Origin of the sequence: Fibrisoma limi BUZ 3 (assembly GCF_000296815.2) — a bacterium.
Taxonomy (GTDB): Bacteria; Bacteroidota; Bacteroidia; order Cytophagales; family Spirosomataceae; genus Fibrisoma; species Fibrisoma limi.
The window spans coordinates 811,734-827,517 of sequence record NZ_CAIT01000006.1; the positions used below are offsets into that span (position 1 = coordinate 811,734).

A 15,784-nucleotide genomic window follows, 5' to 3' on the forward strand; every position below is an offset into this window, starting at 1 on the left:
TTTCAGGATTATACACTTACAGCCTTGTCAAAACTATACTTATGCTACCAGCCTCATTTTGGTACTGCGCTTTACCCCAACTCCTTAGAGGGTGGCCCTACGCCTGAAATGGCGTAGCTAAGCCGACAGAGCCCGTCCGCCCTTTAGAGGGTTGGGGTGAGGATACGGACACGCGCAAAAGCTGTTCTGAAGTAGTATAAATTCTTGCCGGTACGTACACGAACGGGGAATCTATTGAAAACCATTGTCCCCTCCCTGCTTCCGCAAACGGAAGCAGGGAGGGGACAATGGGTCGACGACGCATAGCAGCAGGCACCTCAAGCCCCTCATAAAATCGACTCGTCCGCCCTGGCCGAAACCATCGACCAACTGGCCCGTGCCGGCATTGATTGAATAGAGCGTGGTGCCATAAACGGAGAAAAGCCTGTCGGGTTTACCATCCCGGCTTTTGTGGTACGTGGCCGACCGGGTCCAGGTGCTGCCGTTGGTACTATCGGGCGTGAACGTTCAGATCATCTTACCGGTTGAGGGCCACCAGCTTCTGCGACGGCAGGAACGCAATCAGCTTATCCTTCACGACCGTTGGTGTTTCGGTTTCAACTGGTAATTATGTAATCATGGGGCTGGCTCGATCACTGTTCAAACGCCCCGCGATCCCTGCCTTTTGACCGGGCTCTGGACTTTCCCAGTATATCGGTAGACTGCGCTATCTCATTCGTACCCGAGTGCAGCCCCGCACTGCCCTTCACTAACCGGAAATCGCCTTTTGTCGGGTCGGGTTGAACGTTGATAAACTGAGGGTCCGCTACGATGTCGTTTGAACCGACAAACACCTCCTGCGCTAACGGATACAGATTGTAATCCCACCGGATGGCTTTGTTTCGGTTGTTGGAGGTAACCTTGCCGCCGGGCCGTGGCACAATCACGTTGTTCATAATCACCACGTCTTCCGAACGATTGGGGAACAGTTCCTGGTAGCCGACAATGCCGCCATTGTGGTAGGTAGTGTTGTTGATGATATCGACGTGACGGGTGCGGAAGGTGTGAATCCCCGACCCTCCATTGAACGCGCTCACGTTATTGGCCACCAGCGCACGGCCCTTCCATTCGGGGCGTTTTGGTTTTTCGGGCCGTGGCTCAACCGCCCGCGCAGAATCGACTTTTACCAGGGCGTCGGCGTTGGGGTTAGTAGCTCCCTGCTCCCCGTCGGTCACGTCGAGGATAATCCCATTGCCGTCGCTCAGCTTCCCGATCCTCTCCCAGGGAACAAGCGTTTTGTTGTTCCAGACGAAATTGCGCTGGATGATGATGTGGTAGCCGGGCGCGTCGTCGTAGGCCCAGTTATTGAGCGTCGAAATGCCCGAGCCACCGTAGCGCATGAACCAGGCATTGTCGTACACCCGGCAATCTTCAATCGTCAGGTAATCCATTTCAATCCCGACAATCCCCCCCCCGCGCATTTGCTTACGGAGCAGTTACGAATGATAACATGGTGGGGCTTTTGATCGGGTTTGTTCAGCCGCCCGTTGACAAAAATGCCGTTGGTGTTAAAGAACGGATTGGGTTTCGGCTTTTTAGCGTCTTCCTGAGCGGCCAGCAGCACAATCGAATCGTTGTTGCCCACCACGGTCAGCCCCTCAAGGATGTGGTACGATCCGGAAACGTGAATACCGTTCCAGCCCACCGGACGAACGACGGGTTTGTGGCCGGGCCGGGCTTTCCAGGAAATCCAGGCGTCGGGCCGGCCGGAGCGGGTAATGGACAAAACGGCGCTGCCGTTACCCGTATCGTCGTTGGTGTACGTACCATCCCCAATCCATACTACGTCGCCGGGCTCAACCAGTTCAGCGGCTTTTTGCAGGCTTCGGAAAGCGGTTTGGGGTGTTTTACCGTCGTTGGTATCCTTACCGTCGCCGGATACGTGCCAAACCTGAGCCAGAGCAAGCGGACTGAATAATACCAGCCATAGAATCGAGAAAACAATACGTCTCATACGAGCCATGTTTTTCGGAGTAGTTGGAATGTTTGATCGTACCGTTTTTCGACAGCCGCCAATGCCTTGCGGACGTTCTGCTGGGCGGCCGGGTAATTTTTCGTTACCTGCATGAGCCGGTCCGTAATCTGCTGACCCGTGCTCTGCTCAATCTCGAAAGTCCAGTCGCCCAGGCCCAGGTCGTAGTACATCTGCCCCTTGATTGTATCCTGCGGCTGGCGGAGGTAGAAACAGGGCGTCCCCGTAACGGCGGCCATAATGGGCGAGTGACATTCGAAGCTCAGTACCGTATGAGCCTGCGCATACAGCGAGGTGGCTTCGTCCGGCAACCAGTACCCCCGCTTAACGACCTTCGCTTTTACGTCGGCAGGCAGCGGGTCAATCAGTAACTCGTCCATGATGTCTACCTGGTAGGTCATTTCAGGGCAAACCAGCACGCTGTGACCCGTCTGCCGGACCCAGGCCGTGATGGCCTCGCGCAGTTTGGCGTGGTCGGCTTCCTTCCATTTATCATTCAGCTCCGTGACTTCGCGGATTTTCTGTTCGCTCCAGCCGTTGTTGTTGGGATTAATTTTATGATAGGGCGTTACCCGAAGCCGGGGAATAGCACAGATGAATTCGCGTGGTTTGAGGTTGTTGGCGCTCAGAAATGCCTTCGCCTTATCGTCGTCGCGGATGGTCAGGGCAAACGTCGCGTCGGGCGCAAAGGCGATGTGTTCGCCCGAAAGCCCTGCTTTTCTGAGGCTATCGATCGAAGCCGTTTCGCGGGTAAAGAGCAGCGATGCTTTTGACAACAGCGTTTTCAGATTCGGATTAACGTCCTGGATCGTGACGCCGAACAGCCCGAATGGTTTGTTCGTTTGTGCGTGCCAGGCTTCCAGGTAATCGGCAGCCACCACCATCGGCCCGGAGCCGTGCAGAAAAAAATCCGCTTCTTCAAACGCCTGCTTCACGGCCTCCGACTGCGGTACGTTGCTCACTACGTTGCCGTGAATGATCCGTAAATCGGGGTAGTGCCGAAGCAGCATGGCCTCTACCTCTGCGCTGCGGCTGCGTTTCCACAGAATCAGCCGGGCCTTTGGCAGCCGCTTTTTGAGGAGCGCAATCAGCCCCGGGGTGTGCGCAATATCACCGATATTGACCGACTGCCAGCCCGATGTAAACAGAATCGTCGGGTCAGGTTTGTTGGTAGCCAATCCGATTCGGGAAACCAACAGCGACGCGCTGAGCAGGCTGGCGCGGTGTAGAAAGGCTCGTCGGGTATGGAGGGTATTGTTCATAAGGATAAATAATCACTTAAGCTGTAAAGCGTTCAGAAGCTTATCGTCAAATTTCCGCTCACTCGCCGGCGCATCGTTTTTTTCCAGCGTCGAGAAACTCGGGCTCACCGACGCACGGCCATAACACCACAGCGCCGAGGCCAGTTGGTTCTCCCGGATGATGGTGCCCAGATCGGTCAGCCAGGCTACGCGGTCGTTATAGTCAGCGGTGTTCAGTACCCCGTACTCACCCAGATACAACCTCACCTGGTTTGTTTTTGCCCACGCCAGCACCCGATCGAAAAAGTCCTTACGGATAAAGTCAATCGTCCATTGACTGGTCGGATAATGCTGGCCTGTTGGCAACGTATAGCGTAGCCAGGGGGCTCCCTGGTGCGTAAAGCCGAACGGCGAATAACAGTGGGTCGAATATACTACGTTCCGATCATCAACCGGCTGCATATCAGCTACGTCCTGATTGCCTTTTACCGGTGTTACCACCAGCGTATGGGTAGGCGCAACCCGGCGAATGGCCCGTAGCAACCGACCATTGAAGGTATCCCAGACTGCCTGGCTTTTGAAAAACGGCTCGTTCATGGGTTCAATAAACAAACGCTCGGGATCGTAGGTGCTGACTTCGCGGGCCAGGGCGGTCCAGAAGCGAATAAACGCCGTTTGCATGGCGGTATCGGCTTCGAGCCGGGCCGTGTATTCGCGAGCCGGATGTACCGGATTGAAGACCACCGCCAGCCCGTTTTTCAGCATCAGGTTCAGTACGGCTTTGATACTGTCCATATCCTGCCGGTTGAGTGTTTCGGGATGTTGTTCATCCATCAGCACCGAACGGATGGGAAACCGAACGTGCCGAAAGCCTGCCTGTCGGATAAGTTTCAGGTCCGATTCAGTGTATTGGGTTGGCGCGAGAACGCCCGTTGTTTTATTGCGCACCAGCCAGTTATCGATGTTGATGCCATTTTTCAGTTGTTCGTACCGGCTGGCAGGTACCTCACGGAGCGTCTGCTGGCTTTTGACGAGCAGTGGCAGGGTTGCAAACAGGCAAAGGAGGGCGTACTGTTTCATGTATAACCGTTTGATGGTCTGTGTACTAAGCTCAGCCGCATCGTTCGTGAATGAGAACTCAATACAGGCATAAAAATCAGACAGTACACCGACTGTCTGATTCCGGTTTATTCTAACCTACAAAATACAAGTTGCAATTGCCTTATACCACCACCTCCCAGCCCCGGGCATACGCCCGCGACCACAGCTTCATCGCTTCCGTGTCGTTGAGAATGTGACCGTTCGACGCATCACACCGCAGGCTACGCCCTACCCGGTAAGCAATATTGCCCAGTTGCGGCAGCAGCGTCGATTTGTGCCCTTCCAGAATGGGCGCGTTGAGGGGCTCATTCCCCCGGATTGCCTCGCAGAAGTTCAACAGATGCTGACCGTCAAGCTGCTCAGTCGGGCTGACGGTGTTGCCCGGATCATAGGGCGTGTTGTCTTTAACCTCCACGACCAGCTTGTTCGCCCCGTCGAAAATCTTGTAGCTGTTGCTGCCCGGATAAACAAGGGTCCCCTTTTCACCGTAGAACACCACGCCCCGACCACTGCCTTCGGATGGGTAACCATTGCAGCTACGTCCCTCCCAGCTACAGGCCGTGTTGTTAGGAAAGTTAAACGTAATGGTCTGGGTATCGGGCGTTTCCCAGTCGTCGTCAAACTGGAACCGTCCCCCGGCCGAGACCACCTGCGTGGGGTAGTCGACACCCAGCCCCCAGCGTGCTACGTCCAGTTCATGAGTACCGTTATTGAGGGCTTCGCCCGTGCCCCAGTGCCAGAACCAGTGCCAGTTGTAATGGATCAGGTTATCGCGGTACTCCCGCCGGGGAGCGGGGCCCTGCCAGAGGTCAAAATCAAGCGTAGAGGGCACCGCCACAGACTTGCTTTTGCCAATCGATTTGCGGTTGTTGACGTACCAGGCCCGGGCAAAGTAGACCCGCCCGATCGCCCCGGCGTGCAGCCTGGCAATCATGTCTCTGACGTTGCCGAACGTCCGGCGCTGGCTGCCCATCTGCACCAGTTTTTTGTACTTGTTGCTGGCGGCTACGAGCAGTTCGCCCTCGCGGGGGTTGTGGCTGCATGGTTTTTCAACGTAGATGTTTTTACCGGCCTGAAGCCCCAGGATAGCCGCTGGGGTGTGCCAGTGGTCGGGAGCGGCAATGGCGAGTCCATCGAAGTCCTTCTTTTCGAGCATCCGGCGGATGTCGCTGAACCCCTGCGGTTTTTTGCCGGTCAGTTTTTCGATCTCCGAGATGGTTCTGGCCAGCACGGTAGCGTCGGGGTCACAGACGTAGCCGATCTCGACGTTTGGCAGTTTGGCGAAGGTTTTAGCCAGAAACGCCCCCCGGCTGTTGGTGCCCATGACCCCGATGACGACTTTGTCGTTGGGGGCACCGGCGTAAGCGAACAGAGTAGAACTGGTAGTCGCACTGGCACCAATCAGAGCGGCCTGTTTGACAAAATCTCGACGGTTTAACATAGAGTGAACCTGGTCAGCATTCATAAGACAACCGACGACCAGAAACCACTTACAGCCGCAACCGTTAAACCAAAAAAACTCCCGGTTTCTCGTTTCAGCGTATCATGTGTCAGACAGGCTACTACTCCTGACCACCTCCCGGCTGAGTTTAAACCGCCTTTACGCTTCTTTCGCGTCCGAACCGAGATAATGCTGCCTGACCCGGTCAATAGCCTGGTTCTGCTCGCCCCAACTGAGCAGTTGCTCTAAAATGGGTATCAGCGACTGCGCAAGTGGCGTTAAGGAATATTCCACCCTGGGCGGCACCTCGGGATAAATAGTTCGCTGGACAAATCCATCACGTTCCAGTTCCCGGAGTTGATCCGTCAGCATTTTCTCAGTAATCAATGGGATGGCCCGGCGTAACTCGCCAAAGCGAATCACACCACCGTTGATTTGCCAGAGGATAATCATCTTCCACCGCCCATTAATCAGGATCAGGCTGCTGGTCAGCGGGCAGTTCGTGATCATTTGCAGTTGATTCTGCGCATTGGACGAATTCAACTTTCTCATAGTCAGCACACTATTATTTTCGTAAGTGACACACAATTTCGTAACTACTTGATTTACAGACGGAAACAAGGCCAATTTTGTATCGTTGATCGGGACGAAAAACAACTGGCGGTCAACGCTGCGAAGATGAATCCGGTACGAATTGATATAGTTTCTGATCTGGTCTGCCCCTGGTGTTACATCGGGCGCAAACGACTGGCCAACGCACTGGCTCAAATACCCGAGGTGGAAACACAAATTCACTGGCAACCGTTCGAGCTGTTCCCGCTGATTCCCGTAAACGGTGTGGAACGCCACGCCCACATGGCCAAGGTGTTTGGATCGGCCCGGCGTCGTGATGCCGTCTTTGCTCAGGTAACCCAGGTGGGACAGACTGAAGGACTCGATCTACGTTTTGACCGCATTGCCAGGTCGCCCAATACGTTCCTGCTGCACCGCCTGCTGTGGAAAGCCGGTCAAGAGGGCTATCAGGACACGCTGGCAATGGTCTTTTTCAACGCGTTCTTTACCGAGAACCGGGATCTGACCCAGCCCGATCAGATTGCGACCATTCTGGCACCATTCAACTGGTCGAGGGCGGATCTTGACCAGTTCCTGGCCAGCGACGAAGGGGCATCGGTGGTTCGGCACCAACAACGGCTCTACCGGTTTGCCGGTGTCAGCAGCGTACCAACGTATTTCTTTAACAACCAACTCATTCTGGTGGGTGCCCAGCCACCCGATCAGTTCGTACAGGCGGTCACGCGGGCCGCTCATCAGACACAACTACCCGCGGGACACTAACCAGGTCTCAACGCTCATCTAATCAACCTAATACACTGTTATGAATCATTCTCCTTTATTCGAGCCCTATCGGCTCGGTGACCTGCTATTGCCTAACCGGATGATTATGGCCCCGCTAACGCGCAACCGGGCAAACGCGCCCGGTGACGTACCGACGGAACTGATGGCTACGTATTACGCCCAGCGGGCCAGTGCCGGCCTGATCATTTCCGAGGCCACTCACATTTCCGCTCAGGCTGTGGGTTACATTCACGCACCGGGTCTGTTCACGCTGCCGCAGGTAACAGGCTGGAAGCAGGTGACCCAGGCTGTCCATGAAGCCGGGGGCCGCATTTTCGCTCAGTTATTCCACACGGGCCGCATGTCGCTTTCCTATTTTCAACCGGGCGGTCAGGCCCACGTAGCGCCGTCGGCCGTCCAGGCTCAGGGTTACCAGGCAACCGTTTATGCGTATGATGGCAGTCTGACGCAGCTACCCTACGGTGAACCCCGCGCGTTGGCGACGGAAGAGATACCTGGCATCATTTCGGATTTTGCCCAGGCGGCCCGCCACGCCGGAATGGCGGATTTTGACGGCGTTGAAGTGCACGGTGCCAACGGCTATCTGCTCGAACAGTTTCTGAATCCGGTGGTCAACCAGCGTACCGACGAATGGGGCGGCAGCATCGAAAACCGGAGCCGGCTAACGCTTGAGGTGACCCGTGCGATTGCCGACGTGTGGGGAGCCAACCGGGTCGGTGTGCGATTTTCGCCGTTTGGTCAACTGCACGATCAGCCTCCCTACGCCGAAACGGAAGCCACCTACCTGTACCTGGCCGCTGAACTACGTAAACTCGGCGTGGCCTACATCCACCTGTTCAACCAGGCTACGTTCGGGACCGGGGGCTTCTCCGACGATTTTCTGGCAACAATGGCCAGAACGTTCGGGGGAACGATCATACTGAACGGTGGGCTGACTTTCGAGACAGGTACCGACGCCCTGGCCACCGGACAGGCGCATCTGATGGCCTACGGCCGGGCATTTCTGGCTAATCCCGATCTGGTCGAGCGGTTCCGGCAGGGAGCCCCCCTCAACGACGTCAACGGAGCCCGGCTCTACGGTGGTGGCGAAGATGGCTACACGGATTACCCTACCCTGACCAGCCAGGCGCTGGTATCCTCCACGTACTAAGCAGTTCTTTTTCCTTTCACCTAATTTTCACAAACCAACACAATGGAAACACAAACAAGCAAGGGGCTCTACGTAGCCGAAGTAACAACCGTTGGTGGCCGTAATGGTCACGCTCAGTCCTCCGATGACCTGCTGAATGTCCACCTGGCCTTCCCGAAAGAAATCGGCGGTAACGGCGGAGCCACTAATCCTGAGCAGCTTTTTGCGGCTGGCTTCTCAGCCTGCTTTGGCCAGAGCCTGTCCTTTGTCGCTTCGCAGCGCAAACTGCCGGTCGACGTCAAGAATGTCAGCGTAACGGCGCAGGTGCACCTGCTCCAGATCGAAGGCGGGTATGGTCTGGCAGCGGACCTGTTCATCCGGGTGCCGGGCGTAAATCGCGACGTGGCCGAAGAACTCGTTGAAGCGACCAAGACCGTTTGCGCGTACAGTAATTCCACCCGGGGTAATGTTCGGACGACCTACCAGATTGTCGAAGACTAGTCCCTTCGTTCGCACTGACCACTTCATCAACAAACATCTCTTTTCACGATCATGACATCGTTCACATCTTTTTTACGCCTGGCCGTTCTGTCGGTTACCCTGCTGGTAGCGATGTCCGCCTGCAAGGACGAAAACGAGAACGTTAAACCGACGGCTACGGATACCATCGCGGCCAATGCGGCCCTGGGCAGGGCTTTTTTCGAAGAAGGGCTCAACGCAGATACGCCGGCTGCCCGGGCGGCCGGCTTTACCCGGGTCGTATCGCCGGATTATCAGCAGTACAATGCCATCGCCCCTCTGGGCCGTGATGGACTCATTGGTTTTGTCGAAGAGTTCTATAAAGCCATTCCCAACCTGAATGCCGTAATTCGGGACGTATTTGCCACTGAAGATCGGGTGGTGGTGCGCTGGACCATCACCGGCAACGTAACGGGTGCTCCTTTTCTGGGCGTGCCGCCGTCCGGGCAACGGCTGGAGTTTGATGTGATCGACATCTGGACTATCCGTAATGGTCAGCTTTATGAGCACTGGGATCAGTTCGACTGGCCACGCTGCTTTATCCAGTTGGGTATTCAGGGCATACCAGCTCCGTTCCAGGAAGCGGCTTCCCGACCCGTAAGACGCTAATTCACGTACAGACAGGCCAGGAGTCTGGCCTGTCTACCCAAACACTTCATCAATAAACGCTTCCTTATCATGAACAATCCCGCAGTGCTGATTACGGGCGGAGCCACCGGCATTGGGCTGGCCACCGCCGAATTGTTCCTGCAACGGGGCGGCCGCGTCGTCATTGCCGGTCGCCGGGCCGATGTCGGTCGGCAGGCCGTCGACTACCTTACCACGTTCGGCAGTGACGTATCGTTTGTCCAGGCCGATGTGGCCCGTCGCGATCAGGTGTATCACCTCGTGCAAACGGCCATTGAGCGGCTGGGACGGCTGGACGTAGTTGTCAATAACGCCGGTCAGGAAGGCACCTTTCAGCCCTTGGTCGACGCCCCCGAAGACGAGCTTGATGCCCTGATCGACACGAATCTGAAGGGCGTGTGGCTGTCCTGCAAGTATGCTGTTCAGCAGATGCTTCGGCAGGGTGACGGCGGATCGATCATCAACACCTCCTCCTGGCTGGCAATCGGTGCCCTGGCCGGCTCAAGCATCTATTCGGCCACCAAAGCGGCCCTGGATGGCATGATTCGCCCAATGGCTATCGAAGTCGGCGAACAACGCATCCGGATTAACAACGTCAATCCCGGCTTCATCGTTACGCCCATGCTCCGGCGCAATTTTGACCCCGACAGCGAAGCGGCTCTTGCCCTGAAACGACAGACGCCGGTGGGCCGGTTTGCTGACCCCAAGGAGGTTGCCGAGCTGGTGTACTGGCTTAGTAGCGAAGCAGCTTCGTTCGTCACCGGCCAGAGCATTCTCGTTGACGGTGGCCTAACGATCGGTGGGCAGCGCTGAACCCTGATTCAAGCGACGTTCAATCTACCAGCCATTAATCAGGTCAAAGACACTAGTTTACCTGGTTATATATCAGCTAATTACACAGCATGCAGCATCTAATTCGACTCATAAATTACAGGCGCTCAAGGTACAACGACTGACATTATTTTCTGGGTAGCATCCTGACTTCCGGTAATCCCGGTGGCCGTTAGTGTAACGGTGTACGTACCGGCTTTGGCGTAGGTATACGTTGGCGACGCGTCCGTCACGGCCGCCGACCCATCGCCAAAATCCCAGGAGTAACTCAGCGCATTGGCCGAGGTATTGGCGAACGCGATTTTGCGCGGAGTGGTCGCATCTGCCTTGCTGGTGAAGTTAGGAGTTGGCTTAAGAATGGACGGGTCCAGCGAGACAATGGTCGTTTTCAGGGCCGGATTGACCGGTATCTGCCCACTCGATATGGTAACACCAACAGCCAGCTTCTGCCCCGGATTGGCCCGCAGGTAATCGAGGTCGATGCGCAGGTCAAACGGCGCGAATTCCATTCCATTGCCGAGGTTGAGCGAGTTAGGCAGCACAAACCTTTCCACCGGAAGCGGAACGGTACCGGGCAGTACGTTGGTCGAAATCAGCCTGGCAACCGTATCGGCGTTGGCGGAAACCGTAACGGCCACATCACCCGCCGTCGATACGCCCCCCCGGAATACGCTCAGGGGAACAATCAGTTTTTTCTCCGCCAGATTGACCGAGAACCGATACGTACCGGTAGCCGGGGGCAGGCTGTTGATGGTGTACACGCCATTGCGGGCGGTAGGCTGATACAGCAGTTGCTGTGGATAGTCGGCTTCGGGCAATTCATCGTAGGAGCAGGCACTCATCAGCAGACCGCACCCCAGGCCCACACAGGCCAGCCGAATCAGGTTTAAATACAATGCCATTGGGTAAGTTGGTTTTTGGGAGGTGGTCTACCAGCCGGGATTCTGAACCAGCCCTTTCGATGCGTTCAGTTCCCCCTGCGGAATGGGATACAGGTACATTTTCGGTTCAAACACCCGCTTCTCCACTTCTACCGGTTTGTACTGGAACGTACCGTCGGCCCGGCGGGTGATTTCTACGCCCAGTAGTGGGGCGCCCAGCGTTTGCGGCCCGATCATCCACCGCCGAACATCCCAGCCCCGGTGATCTTCGAAGGCCAGCTCAACCCGGCGCTCGTTGCGAATGCGTTCGCGCATCTCGGCCTGTGAAAGCCCCGCGGACAGGGCCGGCAAGGCTACTCCGGTCCGGGCACGCACCCGATCCACGTAGGTTTTGATGTCGGCGTGACCGGGTGAGTATTCGTTCAGCGCTTCGGCGTAGTTCAGGAAGATCTCGGCCAGCCGGAAGATATTCCACGAGTACACGCTGGTGTTGTTCAGCAGCAGGTTCAGGTTCTCGTTGACGTACTTCTTCAGGTAGTAGCCCGTCCGCGTAGCATTCACTACGCCCTGGCCATCGCGGCCCCCAATCCAGGCTTCAACGGGACGGCCTTTGTAGGTCGTGTTGTTCAGAATGATGTTCAGGCCCAGTCGTGGGTCGCGGTTGGCGTAGGGGTTGGCGGCATGGGTGGGATTGTTCCAGTCGAACCGGGTGCCATTGCTCATCTCGTAAGCATCGACCAGGTTCTGCGAAGGTGTCGTGCCGCTGTTGCCAAGGTCATAGCCAATCGGGTAGTTTGCCCGCTCAAACTCGTTGGAAGCGCTGTTACGCCGGGCGAAGATGATTTCGGGAAGCGTATAGCTGTTAGTGATAAACAGGTTCCGGTAGTTGTTATGCAGGGCGTAGCCCGTACCAGCCAGATCGATCACGGCTTTGGCCGCATCGGCAGCCGCTTTCCAGCGGGCTGTGCGGTCGCCCGCCGGCAGTGTAACCAGGTCGAGGTTCGTATAGCCCCCCGCCCAGGACGACGTATTGAACAGGTCGCTGGCGGCATAGAGCAGCACCCGGCTTTTCAGCGAGAGGGCGGCTCCGCGGGTAGCCCGGCCCAGGTCGGTGGCTGCGTAGGTGACGGGCAGGTTGCGGGCGGCTGAGTCGCATTCGGCGGTGATGAAGCTGATACATTCGGCCAGGGAGCTGCGCTTTACGTCTGCGAAGTTATCGTTAATAGTCAGCGCTTTCGTAAACAGCGGCACCCCACCGTATCGCTTTATCAGTTCGAAGTAGAAATAAGCCCGCAGAAACCGCGCTTCGTACTTCCATCGCCGGATGTCGTTCAGGCGATTCTGGTAGGTTGTCTGGGCTGCGGGGGTCGGGTCGAGTCGATATTGATCCAGATTGACGCTATCCGTAGCGACCAGAAACTGATTGGCTTTCCGAACACCGCGGTAGAAATTAACCCAGCCATTGTCAGGAATATCAATCGCGTTCCAGGAGCCGTTGTTGAACTTCTGGACGTTGGAGGTTTCGAGCGTATGCTCGGCCTCGTCCGTTGCCGAAGCGGTCATGGCTCCGTCGATTTGCAGATACCCAGCCGGAACGTCGGTATAGATGGAGTTGAGCCGGTTCAGGGTGTAGTCGTACGACCGGATGAGCTGCTGCCCGGTGATATCCGTGATGAGTTCACGTTCCAGGTCTTCGCAGCTACTCAGCCCGACAACGGCGGCTAGTACGAAAAATGGTATAATGCGTTTCATGGCGATCGACAAGTCTATGATTATCAGTCGTGTCATTTCCGGTGGCGTCGTTTATCTCTCAGGAATGACGTTTACAGTTGCACCCGCAGACCGGCGCTGAGTGTTCGCAGGGCCGGATATCCACTGGCTACCTCCGGGTCAATGTAGCCCTCCAGCCGATCGAGCGAGAACAGGTTGGTGCCGTTGATAAACACCCGGGCGTTTGTCAGCCGGACCTTTTCTGTCAGGTTCAGCGGCAACGTATAGCCCAGTTCGATGCTCCGCAATTTCACGAAACTGCCGTCGCGCTGCCAGAACGACGAGTACCGGAAGTTGTTGAGGTTGTTGCTGGCCGACAGGCGCGGGTAGGTGGCCGTTGCGGCCGTTTCGGGCGTCCAGCGGTCCAGCGCAATGGCACTGATCTGGCCGTTGTTCTGGAACGCGTGGAAGTAGGCTCCGCCAAAGTACGCGGTACGGCCCGTTACACCCTGCAAGAGCAGTTCCAGATCAAAGCTCCGGTATTGCAGCCGCGGGTGCAGGCTGACAGTCAGGGTCGGCACCGATGTTTTACCGATCGGGCGGGTATCGTTGCCGTCGATCAGGCCGTCGCCGTTCTGGTCTTTGTATTTGATATCACCCGGCTGCACGGGCGCAAAAATCTGTCGGGGACTGGCGGCAATGTCGGCCTGATCCCGGAAGAGTCCAATAGCTTCCAGGCCAAACGGTTGCCCCACGGGTCGGCCGGTTGTGTATTGGTAGTCGTAGAGCCGGATAGCCTCCGAGTTTTCAATAATCTTGTTCTGGGCGTACCACGCGCCGGCTTCCAGCGAATACTGAAGCGGGCTGTTCGATTTGCTACTGTAGCGCACAATAGCCTCGAAGCCGCTGTTGTTCACTTTACCGATGTTGAGCAACGGCAGTGTCGCGCCTGTATACTGCGGCACCGTGCGGTTGGGCGTAGCCAGAATATCATACCGACGCTGCCGGAATACGTCCAGCGACACATCCAGCCGCCGGGCCAGACTCAGTTCTACACCGAAGTTCAGTTTTTGCTCCGTTTCCCACCGCAGATCCGTTGTTGCGAGTGGACCTTCGGCCAGGCCAAATGCCTGCGTATTGCCCGTTCCGAAATAATAGGCAGCCGTGTATGGATACCGTTGCTCGAACATGAAGCGGTTGCCGCCAATCTGGTCGTTGCCTGCCAGGCCGTACGAGGCCCGTATCTTCAGGAAGTTCACCAGGGCGTTATCTTTGAGGAAGGCCTCGTTGGAAACCACCCACCCTACCGATGCGGCCGGGAAAAAGCCGTAGCGATTACGCTTCGGAAACGCTTCCGAGCCCATGTAGCCAAACGACAGTTCACCAATGTACTTATTCGCGTTCGTGTACGTAACGCGTCCACCCATGCCAACGTGTTTGTAGGGCAGACTCTCAATGGCCGTTGTTGCGTTACTGATGTTCGTATAGCTGCTCGAATTGTAGAGCAACATGGCCGCAATGTCGTGCTTACCAAACGTACGGGTATAGTTCAGCATGCCCTGGAAGATCATATTGCGCCATTGGTCGGAGTTGGCTTCGTTCCCTACGAGTGAGGTACTCTGGCCGTAGCGGGTGTAGATCGTTTCGCCGGCCGTATTTCTGGTCACGGCAAAGCGTTCGTAGGTCTTGGTCTTGTTGGAGTAGCTGCGAAAAAAATTGTTGAACGACACCGCCCCCGTAATGCTCAGGCCGGGCAAGATAGCGTCCAGTTGTTCGGTTAGTTGCAGGGTGGTTTGCAGCGTACGGCCGTTGGAGGTATACGAACCGGTTTGCAGCAGGTTGGCCAGCGGGTTGGTCAGCGCACTGGTACCGCCAAACGATCCGTCGGCGTTGTAGACCGGGAACGAATTGGGCGGCAACGTAGCCAGCGAGTTAAAAAACGCGCCGGTTGTATTGGCCGCCGGGTTGGCTTTGTCTTCGACGGTTCCGCCGAGGGTGAGCGATGCCGACAGCCGGTCGGTGATGTTGACGTCGACGTTCGAGCGGAAGTTGATCCGCGAATACCGCGAGTTTACGCTCTCATCGGCCAGGTTACCTGCGTTTTTGTACAGCCCATTGCTGCGGATGGAATTCAGCAGCACAAAATACCGGACCGTATTACTACCGCCCCGGAAGTTTAGGTTGTAGTTCGATATGGGCGCTGTTTTCTTCAGCACTTCGTCGTACCAGTTCACGTTCGGGTAGAAGTACGGATCGCTGCCGGTACGGTACGCTTCCAGTGCGGCATCGGTATACAACGGCGCTTTTCCGTCGTTCTGAAGCCCTTCGTTGTATAACCGGGCGTAGTCGTACGAGCCTAGAAACTGCGGCAGCCGGGTGGCCGTATGAAACCCCTGCTGGGTGCTGGCATTAATTACCAGCGGACTGGTGCGGCCTCGTTTGGTCGTGACCAGCAAAACCCCATTGGCACCACGCAGGCCGTAAATCGCCGTCGCGGAAGCATCCTTGAGCAACGAAATGCTTTCGATTTCGCTGGGGACCAGTTGCTCATACGTACTCTCGAATCCATCGACCATCACCAGCACATCCCGACCGGACCCGAATGTGTTGATACCCCGCGCCAGTACCGAGGGTGAGTCGTTGCCGGGCTCGCCACCGGATTGCCCGACCGTCAGGCCCGGCAGGCGGCCGTAGAGGGTATTGGCCAGATTGGTCGTGAAGTTCTTTTCCAGATCCCGGCCGGCTACGGTCGAGATAGCGCTCGTCACGCGCCAGGCCAGTTGCTGGCCGTAGCCAATCGGCTGGAGTGACGTACGCTGGCGTTCAACCTGGATTTCGGCCAGGGAGTCGGGGCTGCTCTGCTGCGCCCGGGCAGACGGACGCAACCCGGCCAGCAATACCAGTACGGGTAGGATATAGTATAGTTTGAAGTTCATA

14 protein-coding genes and 1 pseudogene are annotated in these 15,784 nt (G+C 56.5%); 5 read left to right on the forward strand and 10 right to left on the reverse strand.

Translation table 11 applies throughout. The annotated features are described in order from the left end of the window. Positions 1-231: 231 nt before the first annotated feature. The 7 genes and pseudogenes from BN8_RS34020 to BN8_RS11365 all read right to left on the reverse strand — a co-directional run. Positions 232-468 (reverse strand): annotated as a pseudogene (locus BN8_RS34020) (hypothetical protein); the annotation flags it as partial. Between the two features lie 164 nt (positions 469-632). Beyond that, a complete protein-coding gene (locus tag BN8_RS33575; protein WP_229367907.1) occupies positions 633-1,430 on the reverse strand; it encodes a hypothetical protein in 798 nt (265 codons plus the stop codon). After that, the gene (locus BN8_RS33580) at positions 1,418-1,993 is read right to left on the reverse strand and encodes a right-handed parallel beta-helix repeat-containing protein (protein ID WP_040005743.1); all 576 of its coding nucleotides are present in this window, start codon (positions 1,991-1,993) and stop codon (positions 1,418-1,420) included. Before BN8_RS33580 ends, BN8_RS33575 begins: the two co-directional genes overlap by 13 nt. Next, positions 1,990-3,273 (reverse strand): polysaccharide pyruvyl transferase family protein, encoded by a 1,284-nt coding sequence (locus BN8_RS11350; protein ID WP_009282011.1) that lies wholly within the window; start codon positions 3,271-3,273, stop codon positions 1,990-1,992. Before BN8_RS11350 ends, BN8_RS33580 begins: the two co-directional genes overlap by 4 nt. Before the next feature lie 12 nt (positions 3,274-3,285). After that, a complete protein-coding gene (locus tag BN8_RS11355) occupies positions 3,286-4,332 on the reverse strand; it encodes a glycoside hydrolase family 5 protein (RefSeq protein ID WP_009282012.1) in 1,047 nt (348 codons plus the stop codon). Positions 4,333-4,474: 142 nt separating this feature from the next. Continuing rightward, positions 4,475-5,794: a Gfo/Idh/MocA family protein gene (locus BN8_RS11360; RefSeq protein ID WP_009282013.1), complete on the reverse strand. Its 1,320-nt coding sequence runs from the start codon at positions 5,792-5,794 to the stop codon at positions 4,475-4,477. 159 nt (positions 5,795-5,953) lie between these two features. Further along, on the reverse strand, positions 5,954-6,346 hold the full coding sequence (locus tag BN8_RS11365) for a winged helix-turn-helix transcriptional regulator (protein WP_009282014.1): 393 nt from the start codon (positions 6,344-6,346) through the stop codon (positions 5,954-5,956). A gap of 126 nt (positions 6,347-6,472) precedes the next feature. On the opposite strand from BN8_RS11365, the gene BN8_RS11370 reads away from it, so the two are divergent. The 5 genes from BN8_RS11370 (at position 6,473) to BN8_RS11390 (ending at position 10,238) form a co-directional block, all read left to right on the forward strand. After that, positions 6,473-7,129, forward strand: a complete 657-nt coding sequence (locus BN8_RS11370) for a DsbA family oxidoreductase (protein WP_063827460.1) — start codon at positions 6,473-6,475, stop codon at positions 7,127-7,129. 40 nt (positions 7,130-7,169) lie between these two features. Next, positions 7,170-8,300 (forward strand): alkene reductase, encoded by a 1,131-nt coding sequence (locus BN8_RS11375; RefSeq protein ID WP_009282016.1) that lies wholly within the window; start codon positions 7,170-7,172, stop codon positions 8,298-8,300. Between the two features lie 42 nt (positions 8,301-8,342). Beyond that, positions 8,343-8,780 (forward strand): organic hydroperoxide resistance protein, encoded by a 438-nt coding sequence (locus BN8_RS11380; RefSeq protein WP_009282017.1) that lies wholly within the window; start codon positions 8,343-8,345, stop codon positions 8,778-8,780. 51 nt (positions 8,781-8,831) lie between these two features. After that, positions 8,832-9,407, forward strand: coding sequence for an ester cyclase (locus BN8_RS31675; RefSeq protein WP_009282018.1), 576 nt, complete (start codon positions 8,832-8,834; stop codon positions 9,405-9,407). A 69-nt stretch (positions 9,408-9,476) separates the two neighbouring features. Next, on the forward strand, positions 9,477-10,238 hold the full coding sequence (locus BN8_RS11390) for an SDR family NAD(P)-dependent oxidoreductase (protein WP_009282019.1): 762 nt from the start codon (positions 9,477-9,479) through the stop codon (positions 10,236-10,238). A 125-nt stretch (positions 10,239-10,363) separates the two neighbouring features. Here the strand turns inward: BN8_RS11390 and BN8_RS33795 are convergent, their stop codons facing one another. The 3 genes from BN8_RS33795 to BN8_RS11405 all read right to left on the reverse strand — a co-directional run bounded on the left by BN8_RS33795 (position 10,364) and on the right by BN8_RS11405 (position 15,783). After that, entirely contained in the window at positions 10,364-11,158 is a 795-nt protein-coding gene (locus tag BN8_RS33795) for a PKD domain-containing protein (RefSeq protein ID WP_009282020.1), read from the reverse strand. 27 nt (positions 11,159-11,185) lie between these two features. Beyond that, a complete protein-coding gene (locus tag BN8_RS11400) occupies positions 11,186-12,889 on the reverse strand; it encodes a RagB/SusD family nutrient uptake outer membrane protein (protein ID WP_040005996.1) in 1,704 nt (567 codons plus the stop codon). A 71-nt stretch (positions 12,890-12,960) separates the two neighbouring features. Continuing rightward, positions 12,961-15,783: a SusC/RagA family TonB-linked outer membrane protein gene (locus BN8_RS11405; protein ID WP_009282022.1), complete on the reverse strand. Its 2,823-nt coding sequence runs from the start codon at positions 15,781-15,783 to the stop codon at positions 12,961-12,963. Between the last annotated feature and the right edge of the window lies 1 nt (position 15,784).